This is a genomic window from Methylobacterium sp. UNC300MFChir4.1, from assembly GCF_900110155.1.
GTDB lineage: Bacteria > Pseudomonadota > Alphaproteobacteria > Rhizobiales > Beijerinckiaceae > Methylobacterium.
Genome location: NZ_FOCS01000004.1, coordinates 291,133 through 306,781 on the forward strand (window position 1 = coordinate 291,133; position 15,649 = coordinate 306,781).

Sequence of the window (15,649 nt, forward strand, 5' to 3'; positions counted from 1 at the left end):
GCGAGACGCCGTGAGCGAGACCAACGACGACGCGGCCGACCTCCTCGAGGCCGGCCGCCTTCTCTTCGCCGGCCCGGCCGACTTCTACGCGGCCGCCCAGATCCTCGACCGGCTGCCGCCCATGGAGGGCGTCGAGATCGCCTTCGCGGGGCGCTCGAATGTCGGCAAGTCGAGCCTGATCAACGCGCTCACCGGGCGCAACACCCTGGCGCGGACCTCGCACACGCCGGGGCGGACGCAGCAGCTCAACTTCTTCCGGATCGGCGAGCGCCTGTCGCTGGTCGACATGCCCGGCTACGGCTACGCCGCCGTCGAGAAGGCCAAGGTCGAGGCGTGGACCCGGCTGATCCACGCCTACCTCAAGGGCCGCGCCAACCTCGCCCGGGTGTTCATGCTGATCGACGCCCGGCACGGCTTCAAGTCGATCGACACCGACGTTCTCGACGGCCTCGACAAGGCCGCGGTGAGCTATCAGGTCGTGCTGACGAAGGGCGATTCCCTCAAGAAGGGCGAGGTCGCGAGCCGCATCGCCGGGATCGAGGCAGGGCTCGCCAAGCGGCCGGCCGCCTACCCGCAGGTGATCCTCACCTCGAGCCGGGACGATTCCGGCGTGCCGGATCTGCGCGCGGCCATCGCCAAGCTCCTGGCGGAGCGCGGCGCGTGAGACTCGCGGGTGTCGACCGCGCGCTCGCGGCGCTCGCCGCCCTTGCCGGGCTGCTCGGCGTCGCGCTGAGCGCCGCCGCGGCGCACATCCCAGGGGCGGACTCGCTGAAGACGGCGGCGCAGTTCCTGCTGTTCCACGCCCCCGCCATCCTGGCGCTGGTCGGTCTCGGGGCCGCGGGCCTCGTCCGGGCCGGTCTCGCGCGCGTCGCGGCCGGGCTGCTGGTCGCCGGCCTGATCCTGTTCTGCGGCGACCTCTCGGTGCGCGCATGGCTTCAGCACGCGCTCTTCCCGATGGCGGCGCCCACCGGCGGCTTCGCCCTGATGGGCGGCTGGCTCACCGGGATCCTCTGCGCGCTGGTGCCCGCGCGACGCGGGGTCTGACAGGTCCGGCCGGCGGCCCGCGGGCCAGCGTCTTCGCGAGCGGAGCGAAGCAGTCCACGCGGCGCCGGGCCGCGCGATGCGGCGCTGCCCTGGGTTGCTTCGCTCCGCTCGCAAAGACGGCGCCGTCGCGCCCTATGATGCTCTCACCTGCAGGAACTCCAGGGCCGGCCCCTGCGCGTCCGAGAAGATCCCGGCGGTCAGCGCGCCGCCGTAGACGGCCGCGGTGTCGAGGTTGGTGCGGAACCGGCGCACTTCCGGGCGCCCGCTCCGCTGCGGCGTGTGGCCGTGGACCACGTACCGTCCGAAATCGTGGTCGCCCTCGAGGAACGGCTCGCGGATCCAGAGGCGATCATGCGCGTCCGAGCCGAGGGCGTCTGTGCCGGGCCGCAGCCCGGCATGCACGTACCAGTGGGCGCCGTCACCGTGCAGCGTCGGGAGCGCCTCGATCCAGTCGAGGGTGTCCCGGGGCAGGCCGGCAGGATCCCGCGCGCCGAACGAATCGAGCGTCGCCTCGCCGCCGTTGTACATCCAGTGCGCGGCCGCGCTCTCCGTCTGGAGTGCGTCGAGCAGCATCCGCTCGTGGTTGCCCATCAGGCAGACGACGCGCTCCGGCTCGGCCCAGTTCAGGCGGCTCACGGTGCGGAGCACCGCGGCGCTGTCCGGGCCGCGGTCGATGTAGTCCCCGAGGAAGACCAGCCGGTGGGGACGGTCACCCGCGTGCTCGGCGATCCGCTCCAGCAGCGCGTCGAGGAGGGCGGCGCAGCCGTGGACGTCGCCGATCGCGTAGGTGAGGGGGCCGGAATCCATGCGCCATCGTCCAACGCGGTGGCGCGTTCCGCAAGGCCGCCCGGGTCGGCGCGCTACGCCGCGAGGGCGCGCATCTCCGCGATGAGGTCCGACTTGCCCTCGAAGCCGATGCCCGGCAGGTCCGGCATGGTGATGTGGCCGTCCTCGACCCGCACCCCGTCGGGGAAGCCGCCGTAGGGCTGGAACAGGTCCGGGTAGCTCTCGTTGCCGCCGAGGCCCAGCCCGGCCGCGATGTTGAGCGACATCTGGTGCCCGCCATGCGGGATGCATCGGGCGGGCGACCAGCCGAACTCGGCCAGCACGTCGAGGGTGCGCAGGTACTCCACGAGCCCGTACGACAGCGCGCAGTCGAACTGCAGCCAGTCGCGGTCGGGCCGCATGTTGCCGTAGCGCAGGAGATTGCGCGCGTCCTGGTGCGAGAACAGGTTCTCGCCGGTGGCCATCGGCCCGGGATAGTAGGGCGCGAGCGCCGCCTGGAGCGCGTAGTCGAGCGGGTCGCCCGCCTCCTCGTACCAGAACAGCGGGTACTGCCGCAGCATCCGGGCGTACGCGATGGCGGTCTCGAGATCGAAGCGGCCATTGGCGTCCACCGCGAGACGGCCCCGTCCGTCGATCTCGGCGAGCACGGCCTCGATCCGGCGCCGGTCCTCTTCGAGCGGCGCGCCGCCGATCTTCATCTTCACGACGGTGTAGCCGCGATCGAGATAGCCGCGCATCTCGGCGCGGAGGGCGGAATTGTCCTTGCCGGGATAGTAGTAGCCGCCGGCCGCGTAGACGAAGACCCGCGGGTCGGCGGCGACGCCCTTCCGCTCGGCGAGCATCCGGAACAGCGGCTTCCCGGCGATCTTCGCCGCCGCGTCCCAGATCGCCATGTCGAGGGTGCCCACAGCCACCGAGCGCTCGCCGTGGCCGCCGGGCTTCTCGTTGCGCATCATCGCGGCCCAGACCCGGTGCGGGTCGAGGTTGTCGCCCGCATCGACGAGGAGGCTGTCCCGGTCGGCCTCCAGGATCCGGTCACGGAAGCGCTCGCGGATCAGGCCGCCCTGACCGTAGCGGCCGTTGGAGTTGAAGCCGTAGCCGACGACCCGCCGGCCGTCGCGGACCACGTCGGTGACCACCGCGACGAGGCTCGTGGTCATCTTCGAGAAGTCGATGTAGGCGTTGCGGATCGGCGATGCGATCGGCTTGGTGACCTCGCGGACGTCGACGATGCGCATGGCTCACTCTCCCCGGTGCGTCCCGGTGCCATAGCGTCGGCGGCCCCCGGTCAGCCAATGCCGTTTCCGGAGCGCGCGATGCGCGGGCGGCATCGGCCCCGTCCTGTCGGAGAGGCGCTATGGATCTGGACTGGGTGCGGGACTTCCTCGCGCTCGCTGAGCACCGGACCTTCTCGCGGGCCGCCGAGGTCCGGCACGTGACGCAGCCGGCCTTCAGCCGACGGATCCGCGCGCTCGAGGCGTGGCTCGGGACGCCCCTGTTCCTGCGGAGCGCGCAAGGGGCGCACCTGACCGCCGCCGGAACGGGCTTCCGCCCGCACGCCGAGGAATTGATGCGGGGCCTGGACCGGGCGTGCCGCGAGGCGCGGGCCGCGGGCGCGCGCGCGGACGCGAGCCTCGCGATCGCGGCCACGCACGCGCTGTCGTTCACGTTCTTTCCCGGCTGGATCCGCCGGCACGCACCCTTCGAGACGCTGGGCGCCCTCAACCTGATCTCGGACAGCATGGCGGCCTGCGAGGCGATCCTGCTGGCCGGCGAGGTGCAGCTGCTCCTGTGCCACCACCGCGCGGACCTCCCCACGCCCCTGGACGATGGCCGCTGCGAGTCGGTCCGCGTCGGCGCGGACAGCCTGGTGCCGCTCTGCGCACCGACGTCCGAAGGGGCGCCGCTCTGGCCCCTGAGCGGCGCGGTCCGCTACCTCGCCTACGGCGAGGCCTCGGGGCTCGGCCGGATCCTGGCGGCGAGCGGGGCGGCGGCCGGCCACGGGCCGGCCTTCACGTCGCACCTCGCGGCGACGCTGATGACCATGGCCCAGGGGGGCGACGGTGTCGCGTGGCTCCCGGTGACGCTCGCGGAGGCGGCGATCGCCCGCGGACAGCTCGTGCGGGCAGGCCCGGAGGAGCTGGACGTTCCGGTGGAGATCCGGCTGTTCCGGATGCGCGAGGGCCGAGGCGGCGCGGCCGATGCCCTGTGGCGGCGCCTGCAGGCGCCCGAGGGCGCCCGGCCGGATCAGGCCTTCGCCACCCGGGCGTAGCGGCCGTCGTAGCGACCGGCCCGGATCTGCTCCAGGACCTCCGCCTCGCGGGCCGCCTGCGCCCGCACGGCGTCGAGCAGGGCGGCCGCGTCGCCGGGCGGGAACGACACGACGCCGTCGGCGTCGCCGACCACCACGTCTCCCGGGCTCACCGTCCAGCCGCCGACGCAGACCGGCACGTTGATCGCGCCGGGGCCCGTCTTGAACGGCCCCCGCGGCGTCGCGTCGCGGGCGTAGCAGGGAAAGTCCGCGCCCGCGAACGCCGCCGTGTCGCGCACGGCGCCGTCGATCACGAAGCCGGCCACGCCCCGGCTCTCCGCGATGGCCTTCATGATGTCGCCCACCAGCGCGCGGCTCGTGTCGCCGGCGCCGTCGACCACGATCACGTCGCCGGGGCGGACCTCTTCCAGAGCCTGATGGATGGCCAGGTTGTCGCCGCTCCGGACGCGGACCGTGAAGGCCGTTCCCACGAGCGCCCCGCCGCGATGGAACGGGCGCAGGCCGGCCAGGACCGGCATCCGCGCCAGGCAGTCGCTGATCGTAGCCGTCGAGACATCGCGGAAGGCCGCCAGCACGGCCGGGTCGACGGCGGGCGGCGGCGGATTGCGGGTGATGGCGGACATCGGCCTCGACGTCTCCCTGGCGTCAGCGCCCCCGCGGCATCGCGGCGAATCGGCGAGGGCCGGGGGATCCTGCCCCAGGCCGCGGCCGATGTCGCGATGGAACCCCGGCCCGGTCAGTGATCGGCCGCCGGGACCGTGCCCGCGCCGCCGCCGGTCGCGAGCTTGCGACGGGCATCGGCCTGACCGCTCGTCGCACCGAAGTAGCTGGCCGAGTCGCCGAGCTGCACCGACGGCTGGCAGCCCGGCGTGCACGACAGGGATTCCCGATCGAGACCGCGCTGCACCGTGATCGTCGAGTCCCGCGACGCCTCGACCCGGATGGTCGTCTCGGCGATCATGGCGCCGCCGTTGTCGAGGGCGATCAGGTTGGTGGAGCCGAAGCTCTTGCCGGTGAGCACGAGGACGCCGTTCTTCTGCGGCGTCACCTCGGCGATGATCGGGTTCCCGACGATGACGGTCGACGTCTTCTCCGGCAGGCGGAGCACCTTGGCGTTGTCGACGAGAACGGTCACGACGGGCAGCAGATCGGGCTGGCCGGCCGCGGCCGCGGCGCCCGTCAGCAGGACGACGAGGCCGGCGCGGCCCGCGATCGACAGGGTGCGACGCATCGGGGTTCCTCAAGACGGCGGGCGGTCGAAGAGAGCCTACCCGAGGCCCGAGGCTAGCGCGGAACCCGTGAAGGAAGCGCTAAGCAAGACCAAGTCGCGGCACTGTGCCGTATCGGTGAAACCCAACCTTCACCAAACTCGCAGCGAGACAGCCTTTTAGGTCGGTGCGGGATCGATTTAACCGATTTTCAAGGCGTAATCGGCAGTCTGTGCAGGCCGCCGATCGAGACCTGAAAATTCTTCATCGGGCATCGCGCAAGTTTTATCTCGCTCTGTGTTGATCGAAGGATCACCCTCTATGAAGACCCTGTTCACGCGTTTTGCTTCGGACGAGTCCGGCGCCACCGCGATCGAGTACGGCATGATCGCGGCCCTCATCGCCGTGGCCATCATCACCGCCCTGAAGACGGTCGGCACCAGCCTGACCAGCAAGTTCAGCCAGATCTCCGGCAACCTGAACTGATCGAGACCCGTCCGATCTGCGGCAGGTTCGAGACATCCCGCCTCTCCTCGCAACCCGGAGAGAGGCGGGGGTTCCCGGCCTGCCGGGATCGCCGTCGTTCGCGGCGGCGCTCGCCGCCCGGCACATCCGAGGTCCGGACCGGCCGGCACTCCGCCGGGGCGGACCGTATTGTGTGACGCGACAGGCTGCGACGAGATGGGCGCCGAGATGGTCGGTTCAGCGACGGCAAGCCTGGGACTGGCGGGTCTGGGCCCGGCCGGTTTCGGTCTCCTGATCCTGTTTCCCTTCCTGATGGCCTACGCGGCCGCCAGCGACCTGCTCACCATGCTGATCCCGAACCGGATCTCCCTCGCCCTCGTGGCCGGGTTCGCGCTGCTGGCCCTGACGAGCTCGATGAGCTGGACCGAGGTCGGCTTCCACTGCGCCGCCGGTGCGGTCGTCCTGCTCGTCACGTTCACGCTGTTCGCCTTCGGCGTCATCGGCGGCGGCGACGCGAAGCTCGCGGCCGCCACGGCCCTGTGGCTCGGCTTCGACGGCCTCGGCGACTACCTCCTTGTGGCCTCGGTGTTCGGCGGCGCCCTGACCCTGGCGATCCTGTTCGCGCGGACGCACCCGCTGCCCGGCCGGATCGCGCGCATGCCGTTCGCCCTGCACCTGCACGACGCCAAGACCGGGATCCCGTACGGGATCGCGCTGGCCGCCGCCGCGCTCCTCGTCCTCCCCGAGACCGACGTCTGGACCCGGGCCCTCGCCAGCTGAGGCCGCCGCGGCGATTCAGAGACGCGGGATCTGGAGCCCCGGGCCCGGCCCAGCTAGAAGTCGCGCATGCCCCTCGCGCTGCTGCGTCGCCCCGATCCCGATCATCTTGAGGTCCAGCACGAGGGGGCCAGCCTCCGCATCGCCCTCCGTCGGCGGCCGACCGCGCGCCGCATCACGCTCCGCGTGTCGGCCGCCACCGGCGAGGCCGTGATCACCCTGCCGAGCCGCACCGCCATCAACACCGCGCAGCGCTTCGCGGCGAGCCACGCGGAGTGGATCGCCGCGCGCATGGCGCGCGTGCCGACCCGCGTGCTCTTCGAGCTCGGAGCCAGCCTGCCGCTCCGCGGTGAGCCCCACCGGATCAGCCAGCGCGGCACCCGGAGCGGTCCCGTCCGCATCGAGTCCGTCGAGGGGGAGGCGGTGCTGTCGGTGTCGTGCGACGCCGCCCACGTGGCGCGCCGGGTCCGCGACTTCCTGGCCCGCGAGGCCAAGCGCGACCTGACCGAAGCGATCGAGCGCTACGCGGCGCGGCTCGGGCAGCGGCCGGTCCGGGTCACGCTGCGCGATACCCGCAGTCGCTGGGGATCCTGCACGGCCCGCGGCGAGCTGAACTTCTCGTGGCGCCTGATCCTCGCGCCGCCGATGGTGCTCGACTATCTGGTCGCCCACGAGATGGCGCATCTGCGCGAGATGAACCACTCTCCGCGCTTCTGGGCGCTGGTGCAGGCGCTCTGCCCGAACACCGACGCTGCCGAAGCGTGGCTCAAGCGCCACGGCACCGGCCTGCATCGCTACGGCTGAGCCGACCTCAGACCCGCATCAGCCCCGCCTCAGCCCTTGACGCGGAGCACCCGCTGGCGCGCCACGGCATCCGCCGGCCAGCTCGGGCGGGGATCGACCTGCCCGGGGCTGAGGGTGCGCGGCGCGACGCTGTCGCAGATCTCCCGCTGGCGGATGATCACCGGGTTGCCGAACTCGTCCCGGCGGCGGACCAGGCCGCCGTCCCTGCAGTAGCCGGCGATGGCCGCCTGACCGTTGCGGCGGCCGTACGGGTTCGCCGCCACGGGCGGATGCTCGATCACCAGCGTGTCCGAGTGGTTCAGCGAGCGTTCGATGTAGGTGGTCTCTCCGACCGGCAGGGACTGGGCTCCCGCCTGCGCGAGGGTGGCCACCAAGCAGGCGGCCGAGAGAGTGAGCGGGCGCATCACGGCGTCAAAATCCGGCGCTGGAGGAGTGTTCGAACACAATCTAGGCCGCTGAAACCGTTACGGGTAGCGCCGACGCGCAACACCGCGCCCGCATCGCTTGACAGCGCGGGGCGGACCATGGTCGGAACACGCCCGATTGTACGGCTCCCGCCGGTCCTCGGCCGGAGCGTTCCGAAGGGATCGGTGGTGCCGCTTCACGCGAGGCTCGTTCGTTTCCGGCGCGCCGCGCTGCCGGTTCTCCTCGCCCTCGTCGCGGCGGCACTGGCGCCCGCCGGGCCGGCCGCGGCTCAGGGCATGGTGCGCAAGACCTTCGACGATTGGCAGCTGCGCTGCGAGACGCCCGCCGGCGCGAAGGCCGAGCAGTGCGCCCTCGTCCAGTATCTCGCCGCCGAGGACAGGCCCAACCTGACCCTCGTGGTCATCGTCCTCAAGACCGCCGACAATCGCGGTTACCTGCTGCGGGTGGTGGCGCCGCTGGGCGTTCTCCTGCCGTCCGGCCTCGGCCTGAAGATCGACCAGACGGATATCGGCCGCGCCGGCTTCGTCCGCTGCCTCACCACCGGGTGCGTGGCCGAGGTCGTGATGGATGACGGGCTGATCCGCCAGTTCAAGAACGGCACGCAGGCCACCTTCATCGTGTTCCAGACGCCCGAGGAGGGCGTCGGCATCCCGCTGTCGATGAAGGGCTTCGCGGCCGGGTTCGACAGCCTGAAATGACGGTGCGGTTCGGGAGCCGTGCGATGATCGGACATCGGAACAGGAGCCTCACGCGGTCCCCGGACATGGCCCGGCGCCGGACCGTCGCTCTCCGGCTCTGCGGCTTTGTGCTCGCCGCGTCGCTCGCCGCCCCGGCCCCGGGCCGGGCCGAGGAGGGCAACATCTTCTCCAACCTGTTCAAGTACGGCGGCACGACGGTCCCGCCGTCGCAGCTCGAAGCCCTCGACCCGGCCTATTGCCCGACGGTCGAGGTCGCCGAGGGCGGGGCCGCCTCGCGCACGCTCGCGGGCGACACGGTGCGCACCCAGTTCTCCCTCGGCCGTCTCGCCCGCGAATGCACGCGGCGTCAGGACGGCTCGATCACCGTCAAGGTGGGCGCCGAGATCAACGTCCTGCTCGGGCCGGCGGGCGCGCCGGGCCGGTTCGATGTGCCGGTGACGTTCCAGATCCGCCACGACGGCAAGACAGTCTCGAGCCGCACCGAGCGGGCCGGCGTGATCGTCGGGCCCGGAGAGGCGCAGGGCTTCGCCACGGTCGTGGCCGACGAGCTGCAGGTTCCGGCCGCCATGACAGCCGATTACGACATCGCGGTGGGTGTCGGGACCGGCAAGGGTGCGGGCGGCAAGCCCGCCGCGAAGCCGCGCCGCCGCAAACCGGCTGTCGCCGCGGCGCCACCCGGCGGAGGCGACGCTGCCCAGTGACGCCGCGGCGCGCCTCGGCGATCCGACCCCGCTGATTGCCCGGACCGGCCGCGACAGGCTCTGGCTCGGCCGGAAGACCCGGTTCCGGCTGGAATCCACGGACGATCCCGTCTTCGATCGCCGCCTCGTGCTCCCGGACCACCCCGCCGGCTGGATCGTGCTGAGCTATGCCGGCGATCCGACGAATGCGCCCCGGCGCCCGATCCTCCGCGTCCTGCGAGGGCCTGACGAGACGGTCCAGGACTTCCTCCTGCCGGGAGCCGCGCAGGGGCTCGCCCACTGGCTCGGGCTGATCCCCTCCGATACCCGGGAGATTCGTCTCTCTGCCGGTGCGGACTTCGCCCTCGAGCGGGTCGGCGCCCGGCGCGAGGTCGAGGTGCTCGCGCAGTGCCTCCTGCGCCGGCCCTGGCGCTGCGTCTCCGCCCTCTACGAGCGCGCCCGCGGCTCGGAACGGCGCTACCGCGACATCCTGCGCGGCGCCTGCGCGGTGACCCCGATGGCCCGGTTCCCGGCCTGGGCCGCCGCCCGGACCCGGCCCGCCCGCGTCGCGCCCTCCGCCCTGCGGATCCGCTGCGTCGTTCTCGCGCGAGCCGAGGACGCGGCGCCGCTGTCGGCCACGCGCGACGCGCTGAACGCGCAGACGCACCGCCCCGACTCGATCCAGGTCGCGTGGGCGGGGACGCCGCCCGCATCGGTCGACGGGCCGCTGTCGCATCGAACCTGGGATGCGGCTTCCGGCTTCGACGAACTTTCCGGCGAGGCGGACGCCCTGTGCCTGCTGCGCCCCGGCGACGTCCCGGAGCCGGAGGCCCTGGCGCTGCTGGCCCAGGCCCTGTCGGGAGCGGACATCGCCTACGGCGACGCGGTCGGCCCCGACGGTCGCCCGCAACTGAAGCCGGACTGGAGCCCGGACCTCGCCCTGGCGACCGGCTATCCCGGGTTTCCCCTGCTCCTGTCGCGGGCGTGGCTGGCCGCGGCCATGGCGCGCCCGGTCGGCCCGATGGCCGCGCTCGCGCCGGCCATCGCGATCGCGGCGATGACCACCGCCGCGCGGGTGGCGCATGTCCCGCGGATTCTCGCCCGCAGCGCCGGAGACGGTCTCGACCCGTCGGCCCGGGCCGCGGCCCTGGACGCGCACCGGTCCGGACAGCCGCTGTTCCGCGCCGGGATCCACGACGGTGCCGTTCGCCTCGCGTGGCCCCTGCCGGATCCGGTGCCGCTGGTGAGCGTCGTCATCCCGTCGCGCGACCGCCTCGACCTGATCACCCGCGTCTGCCGCGGGGTGCTCCACGAGACAGCCTACGCGGCGATCGAGCTGATCATCGTCGACAACGGCTCCGCCGATCCAGCGGTGCTCGACCATTACGCGACCCTGCGCGGCGATCCGCGCGTCCGGATCCTCATGGACCCGCAGCCCTTCAACTTCGCCGCGATGGTCAACGCCGGCGTCGCCGCGGCGTCCGGGACGATCGTCGTCCTGCTGAACAACGACGTCGCCGTGCTGGAGCCGAGCTGGCTCGAGGCCATGGTCCGGCAGGCGTACCGACCGGAGGTCGGCGCCGTCGGGGCGAAGCTTCTCTACGGCGACGGCACGCTGCAGCATGCCGGCGTCGTCGTCGGACTCGGCGGCCGGGCCGGCCACATCCTGCGCCGCCGGCCCGGTGACACGCCCGGCCATCTCGGCCAGCTGCGGGTGGCGCACGAGGTCTCGGCGGTGACGGCCGCCTGCCTCGCCGTCGCGCGGGAGAAGTATCTGGCGGTGGGCGGCTTCGACGCCGAGGCATTCCCGGTCGACTTCAACGACGTCGATTTCTGCCTCCGCCTCGGCGCCGCCGGCTGGAAGACGGTCTGGACGCCGGCCGCGACGCTGGCCCATCTCGAATCCGTCAGCCGAGGTCCGTCCGTCGGGGCCAAGCGCGCCCGCTTCGAGCAGGAGGCCGCCCGTTTCTCCGAGCGCTGGCGGGCCGCGATCCGGCACGATCCGTTCTACCACCCCGCCCTGTCGGTCACGACGTTCGGCGAGGATCTGGAATGACGCCGCGGTCGGACGGCGCATCGGACGGCGCGTCGGGCCACGATGCCGCGACGTATCTCGGACCGTCGCGCCGCTCCTGGCGCGCGCTGGTGGGCGCGACGCGCCAGCTCCTCGCGCATCCCCGGGCGGCGGCCGCGATCCTGCGCGCGCGCGTGACGGGTAAGCGCCTGCGCGCCCGGCAGGCGCTCGCCGCCCTGATCGGGATCGACCATCGGCTCGCCCTGCCGCCCGGGATCCTCGACGGCTTCCCCCCCGCGCCGACCGGTCCGGGAGACGCGATCCGCGTGATCGGCGACGGGGTCCTCGTCGCCGGTGCGCCCGGCCGGATCGCCGCCGCGTTCGCGCGCGAGCCCGACCTGCAGGCGCTGTACGGCGACGCCTTGGTGCAGGAGAGACCCGGCGGCGCGGTGCTGCCGCTTCTGCCGCCGGTCTTCGACGCCGACCGGCTCGCGGCCCTCGATTATCTCGGACCCGTGCTGGCCTGCCGACGCGGCGCCCTCGAGCCCGGCGACGATCCCGGCAGTCCCGCCGAGGCCGCATTCCGCATCGCGGAGCGCTTCGGTCCCGGCGCGATCGGCCACCTGCCGGAGATCCTGTCGGTCCGGCGCGGCGCCTCGACCGCGACGCGGGGCGGCGAAACCGGGCGCGTCCCCCACCACGCGCTGGTGCGCGATCACCTCGACCGGACAGGGCGGGAGGGCGTTGGCGTGGCCGTCGGGCCCGACGGTCTCGTGCAGGTCGAGCATCCCCTGCCGGACGAGCGGCCCTTGGCGAGCCTCATCGTGCCGACCCGCGACCGCCTGGATCTCCTGCGCCCCTGCCTCGAGAGCCTCCGAGGCTGCACCGACTGGCCGTCGACCGAGATCATCGTCTGCGACAACGACAGTCGCGAGCCCGAGACGCTGGCCTACCTGCGGGCGCTGGAGGGGGAGGGGAGGGGGCACGTCGTCCCCTGGCCCGGGCCGTTCAACTTCGCCGCGATGAACAACGCCGCCGCGGCCCGCGCCCGCGGCAGGCTGCTGGTCTTCGTCAACAACGACGTCGAGGCCTTCCGGCCCGACTGGCTGTCCCGCATGGCCCGGGAGGCCCTCCGTCCGGACGTGGGGGCGGTCGGTGCCAAGCTCCTCGACGGCGAGGGCCGGATCCAGCACGGCGGCATCGTGCTCGGCACCGGCGGCCTCGTCACCCACGGGCACCGGCACTTTCCCGGCGATGCCCCCGGCTACCTCGGGGCCCTGCGCGTCACCCACACGGTGTCGGCGGTGACCGCGGCGTGCCTGGCCGTCGAGGCGGCGAAGTTCCGCGCGGTCGGCGGCTTCGACGAGGCGGTCTTCGCGGTCGACTTCAACGACGTCGATCTCTGCCTGCGCCTGAACGCGGCCGGCTACCGCACGCTCCTGGTCCCCGGGGCGGTCCTCCATCACCGCGAGGCGGCGAGCCGCCGCTGGACCCGAGAGGCCCGGGCCCGCCACGCGCGCGAGATCGCGGCTCTGAGAACGCGATGGGGGTCGCTGCTGGTGCAGGACCCCCATTATCACCCGGGCTTCGACCCGGAACTCTCGACCCACGCGCGGCTGCGCGCGGGGTTTCCCGAGGCCGGACCGGCGCCCCTGCGCCGGCCGGGCGCCTGACCGGGCCTACTGCACGAGGCGCGGGCCGCCGCCCTGGACCTTCTCGTTCTCCGACATGATGCCGAGCCGCTTGGCGACCTCGGTATAGGCCTCGATCAGGCCGCCGAGATCCTTGCGGAACCGGTCCTTGTCGAGCTTGTCGGAGGACTTGATGTCCCAGAGCCGGCAGGAATCCGGGGAGATCTCGTCGGCGACGACGATGCGCATCATGTCGCCTTCCCAGAGGCGGCCGGTCTCCATCTTGAAATCGACCAGCCGGATGCCGACGCCGAGGAAGAGACCCGACAGGAAGTCGTTGACGCGGATCGCCAGCGCCATGATGTCGTCGATCTCCTGGGGCGTCGCCCAGCCGAAGGCGGTGATGTGCTCCTCGGAGACCATCGGATCGTTCAGCGCGTCGTTCTTGTAGTAGAACTCGATGATCGAGCGCGGCAGCTGCGTGCCTTCCTCCAGGCCGAGGCGCGTCGCCAGCGACCCGGCCGCGACGTTGCGCACCACGACCTCGAGGGGGATGATCTCGACTTCGCGGATCAGCTGCTCGCGCATGTTCAACCGGCGGATGAAGTGCGTCGGCACGCCGATGTCGTTGAGGTGCTGGAAGACGAACTCCGAGATCCGGTTGTTCAGCACGCCCTTGCCGTCGATGACCTCGTGCTTCTTCGCGTTGAAGGCCGTCGCGTCATCCTTGAAGTGCTGGATGAGCGTGCCGGGCTCCGGCCCCTCGTAGAGGACCTTCGCCTTGCCCTCGTAGATGCGACGGCGGCGATTCATAGGCGTGTACCGTGGTTTGAGGAAGTCCATGGGCCGAGGCTCCTGATGCGCGACGATGGGGAGGAATCCGCGGCGCGGCGACCGGACGCGAGGTCGGGCCGCCGGACGGCCTCTGCCCGAGGGCCCCGGCGACCGGCCGCCAAACTAGCGGAAGCGGGCTTCCAGCACAACGCGTTAGCCCGCAGGGCGGGATTGCGGAGGCCGGTCGGGACGTGCCCGGGACGACCTTCGCGACCCGTCGCGCGCGCGTCTCGCGGTCGTCGTGCGGTCGTCAATCGATCGTCTTGGACGGGTAGCGGCAGAGGTCGGCGATGAGGCAGCGCGGGCATTCGGGCTTGCGCGCCTTGCAGGTGTAGCGTCCGTGGAGAATCAGCCAGTGATGGGCGTGGAGGCGGTAGGCGTCCGGCACGATCGCCTCGAGTCCGGCCTGGACCTTGTCGGTCGTCGCGCCGACGAAGAGCGGGATCCGGTTCGAGACCCTGAAGATGTGGGTGTCGACGGCGATCCGCGGAACCCCGAAGGCGATGTTGAGCACCACGCTCGCGGTCTTAGCACCGACCCCGGGCAGGACCTGCAGGGCCTCCAGGCTCGCCGGGACCGCGCCGCCGTGCGTTTCCACGAGGATGCGCGAGAGGGCGACCACGTTCTTCGCCTTGGTGTTGAACAGCCCGATCGTGCGCACGAAGTCGCGGACCCGGTCCTCGCCGAGCGCCAGCATCTTCTCGGGCGTGTCGGCGACCGCGAAGAGCGGGCCGGTGGCGAGGTTGACGCCGCGGTCGGTCGCCTGGGCCGACAGCACCACGGCGACGAGGAGCGTGAACGGATTGACGTAGTGGAGCTCGCCCTTGGGCTCCGGCTCCGCCGCCTGAAAGCGGCGGAAGATCTCGGCGAGGGTAGCCGCGTCGACGGCCTCGGGAGCCGTGTCCACTTGCGCGGTGACGGCCGGCCCGATCGGACCCCCGAGCCGCGCGGAGACGGCGCTCTCGGATGCTCCCTTGGACGCCCGCCCGGACGCCTTCTTGGACGCTCCCACGGCCTTGCTCCCGGACCTGCCCTTGCCCCGCCGCGTCGGGGCTGTCCCGGATACCGTCTCGGACGCGGTCTCGGCCGGTCCCGCGGCGGCGCGACCGGCGCGATCCGTCACGGGCGGGGGAGTCTTTCTGGCGGGCATCGGCGCGTTATATGGATCGCATGGCGAGCGGCAATCCTTCCGTCCACCCGTACGGGCTCGATCCGGACACGATCGACCGGCCCGTCTTCACCGCGACGATCCGGCCGCACCAGTCGTTGAGCCGGCGCGGCTTCCGGGTGGTCATGACCGGCTGCTGCGCGGTCTCGGTCGCCGTGTCGGTCTGGGCGTGGCGCATGGGCTTCTGGCCCGTGGCCGGCTTCTTCGGCCTCGACATGCTGGCGATCTACGCGGCGCTGAAGGTGAGCTTCCGGCGCGGGCGCTCCTTCGAGGAGGTGATGATCTCGCAGATCGAGATCCTGCTCGCCCGGGTCAGCCACCGCGGTGAGCGGCGGGAGTGGCGGTTCAATCCGCTCTGGACCAAGCTCGAGACGGTCGAGGACGACGAGTACGGCCTCCAGCGCCTGACCCTGGTCTCGCGCCGGCAGCAGGCGCTGGTCGCGCGCGACGCTGGGCCGGACGAGCGGGCGCGGGTAGCCCAGGGGCTCAGCGCGGCGCTCGCGCAGGTGAAGAAGGGGTACTGACCGGATCCCGGACCTCTCTGGCCTCCTGAGAGGGCAGGGAGGCGTCGCGGCAGCGATCGCCCGGGCCGTGCGAAAAAACAGCCCGGAGATGGAACAGGGCTGTTGACGGGCAAATTCGAGGGCTCTATACCCCGGCTCATCGGCGCCGGCCGCGGAAGTGGACCGGGCGCTGAGCCATCTTCTGACAAGCGGCCGGACTGGCCGGCGGGATTGCCGGGCGGTCTTCTGTTTGCCTCTGATGAGCCTCGGGCGACTGAGGCGCTCTTTGACAAGTTGGAATGAGGAAGGGAGACGCGGGCGGCGTTTGTCCTTGCGGCT

General features: G+C 72.3%; 18 protein-coding genes. 11 read left to right on the forward strand and 7 right to left on the reverse strand.

Features of this window, described 5'->3' with window-relative positions:
- Positions 1-10 precede the first annotated feature (10 nt).
- On the forward strand, positions 11-664 hold the full coding sequence (gene yihA / locus BMY19_RS08855) for a ribosome biogenesis GTP-binding protein YihA/YsxC (protein WP_056526930.1): 654 nt from the start codon (positions 11-13) through the stop codon (positions 662-664).
- Positions 661-1,044 (forward strand): DUF423 domain-containing protein, encoded by a 384-nt coding sequence (locus BMY19_RS08860; RefSeq protein ID WP_020092497.1) that lies wholly within the window; start codon positions 661-663, stop codon positions 1,042-1,044. Before yihA ends, BMY19_RS08860 begins: the two co-directional genes overlap by 4 nt.
- A 132-nt stretch (positions 1,045-1,176) precedes the next feature.
- Here BMY19_RS08860 and BMY19_RS08865 read toward each other — a convergent pair whose 3' ends face one another.
- Both BMY19_RS08865 and BMY19_RS08870 read right to left on the reverse strand, forming a co-directional pair.
- Positions 1,177-1,851 carry a metallophosphoesterase family protein gene (locus tag BMY19_RS08865; RefSeq protein WP_100251463.1) on the reverse strand — a complete coding sequence of 225 codons (675 nt, stop codon included), beginning with the start codon at positions 1,849-1,851 and terminating at the stop codon, positions 1,177-1,179.
- A 53-nt stretch (positions 1,852-1,904) separates the two neighbouring features.
- Positions 1,905-3,068 (reverse strand): mandelate racemase/muconate lactonizing enzyme family protein, encoded by a 1,164-nt coding sequence (locus BMY19_RS08870; RefSeq protein ID WP_100251464.1) that lies wholly within the window; start codon positions 3,066-3,068, stop codon positions 1,905-1,907.
- Positions 3,069-3,187: 119 nt separating this feature from the next.
- On the opposite strand from BMY19_RS08870, the gene BMY19_RS08875 reads away from it, so the two are divergent.
- On the forward strand, positions 3,188-4,102 hold the full coding sequence (locus tag BMY19_RS08875) for a LysR family transcriptional regulator (protein WP_100251465.1): 915 nt from the start codon (positions 3,188-3,190) through the stop codon (positions 4,100-4,102).
- Here the strand turns inward: BMY19_RS08875 and BMY19_RS08880 are convergent.
- Together BMY19_RS08880 and BMY19_RS08885 are read right to left on the reverse strand one after the other, a co-directional pair.
- Positions 4,078-4,725, reverse strand: coding sequence for an RraA family protein (locus BMY19_RS08880; protein ID WP_020092493.1), 648 nt, complete (start codon positions 4,723-4,725; stop codon positions 4,078-4,080). The genes BMY19_RS08875 and BMY19_RS08880 overlap by 25 nt on opposite strands.
- Positions 4,726-4,838: 113 nt before the next feature.
- A complete protein-coding gene (locus tag BMY19_RS08885; protein WP_020092492.1) occupies positions 4,839-5,333 on the reverse strand; it encodes a pilus assembly protein N-terminal domain-containing protein in 495 nt (164 codons plus the stop codon).
- Between the two features lie 298 nt (positions 5,334-5,631).
- Between BMY19_RS08885 and BMY19_RS08890 the strand changes: the two genes are divergently transcribed.
- From BMY19_RS08890 to BMY19_RS08900, 3 genes are all read left to right on the forward strand, one after another.
- Entirely contained in the window at positions 5,632-5,796 is a 165-nt protein-coding gene (locus tag BMY19_RS08890; RefSeq protein WP_012320434.1) for a Flp family type IVb pilin, read from the forward strand.
- 207 nt (positions 5,797-6,003) lie between these two features.
- Positions 6,004-6,555, forward strand: a complete 552-nt coding sequence (locus BMY19_RS08895; protein WP_165923093.1) for an A24 family peptidase — start codon at positions 6,004-6,006, stop codon at positions 6,553-6,555.
- A gap of 66 nt (positions 6,556-6,621) precedes the next feature.
- Positions 6,622-7,356: a M48 family metallopeptidase gene (locus tag BMY19_RS08900; protein ID WP_100251467.1), complete on the forward strand. Its 735-nt coding sequence runs from the start codon at positions 6,622-6,624 to the stop codon at positions 7,354-7,356.
- 29 nt (positions 7,357-7,385) lie between these two features.
- Here BMY19_RS08900 and BMY19_RS08905 read toward each other — a convergent pair whose 3' ends face one another.
- On the reverse strand, positions 7,386-7,760 hold the full coding sequence (locus BMY19_RS08905) for a hypothetical protein (protein WP_020092489.1): 375 nt from the start codon (positions 7,758-7,760) through the stop codon (positions 7,386-7,388).
- Positions 7,761-7,991: 231 nt separating this feature from the next.
- Between BMY19_RS08905 and BMY19_RS08910 the strand changes: the two genes are divergently transcribed.
- Genes BMY19_RS08910 through BMY19_RS08925 form a run of 4 tightly spaced genes read left to right on the forward strand, consistent with a single transcriptional unit; the run spans position 7,992 to position 12,847 of the window.
- Positions 7,992-8,480: an invasion associated locus B family protein gene (locus BMY19_RS08910; RefSeq protein WP_210383334.1), complete on the forward strand. Its 489-nt coding sequence runs from the start codon at positions 7,992-7,994 to the stop codon at positions 8,478-8,480.
- A gap of 23 nt (positions 8,481-8,503) precedes the next feature.
- On the forward strand, positions 8,504-9,181 hold the full coding sequence (locus tag BMY19_RS08915) for a hypothetical protein (protein WP_244534864.1): 678 nt from the start codon (positions 8,504-8,506) through the stop codon (positions 9,179-9,181).
- Positions 9,093-11,216 carry a glycosyltransferase family 2 protein gene (locus tag BMY19_RS08920; protein ID WP_244534865.1) on the forward strand — a complete coding sequence of 708 codons (2,124 nt, stop codon included), beginning with the start codon at positions 9,093-9,095 and terminating at the stop codon, positions 11,214-11,216. The genes BMY19_RS08915 and BMY19_RS08920 overlap by 89 nt, the downstream gene beginning before the upstream one ends.
- Positions 11,213-12,847 carry a glycosyltransferase gene (locus tag BMY19_RS08925; protein ID WP_100251469.1) on the forward strand — a complete coding sequence of 545 codons (1,635 nt, stop codon included), beginning with the start codon at positions 11,213-11,215 and terminating at the stop codon, positions 12,845-12,847. Before BMY19_RS08920 ends, BMY19_RS08925 begins: the two co-directional genes overlap by 4 nt.
- A gap of 6 nt (positions 12,848-12,853) precedes the next feature.
- Here BMY19_RS08925 and purC read toward each other — a convergent pair whose 3' ends face one another.
- A complete protein-coding gene (gene purC, locus BMY19_RS08930) occupies positions 12,854-13,648 on the reverse strand; it encodes a phosphoribosylaminoimidazolesuccinocarboxamide synthase (protein ID WP_010684691.1) in 795 nt (264 codons plus the stop codon).
- 241 nt (positions 13,649-13,889) lie between these two features.
- Complete coding sequence (nth, locus tag BMY19_RS08935) at positions 13,890-14,570, reverse strand: endonuclease III (protein ID WP_091926281.1); 681 nt, start codon at positions 14,568-14,570, stop codon at positions 13,890-13,892.
- A 239-nt stretch (positions 14,571-14,809) separates the two neighbouring features.
- Between nth and BMY19_RS08940 the strand changes: the two genes are divergently transcribed.
- Positions 14,810-15,331: a DUF2244 domain-containing protein gene (locus BMY19_RS08940; RefSeq protein ID WP_020092482.1), complete on the forward strand. Its 522-nt coding sequence runs from the start codon at positions 14,810-14,812 to the stop codon at positions 15,329-15,331.
- Positions 15,332-15,649: the final 318 nt, after the last annotated feature.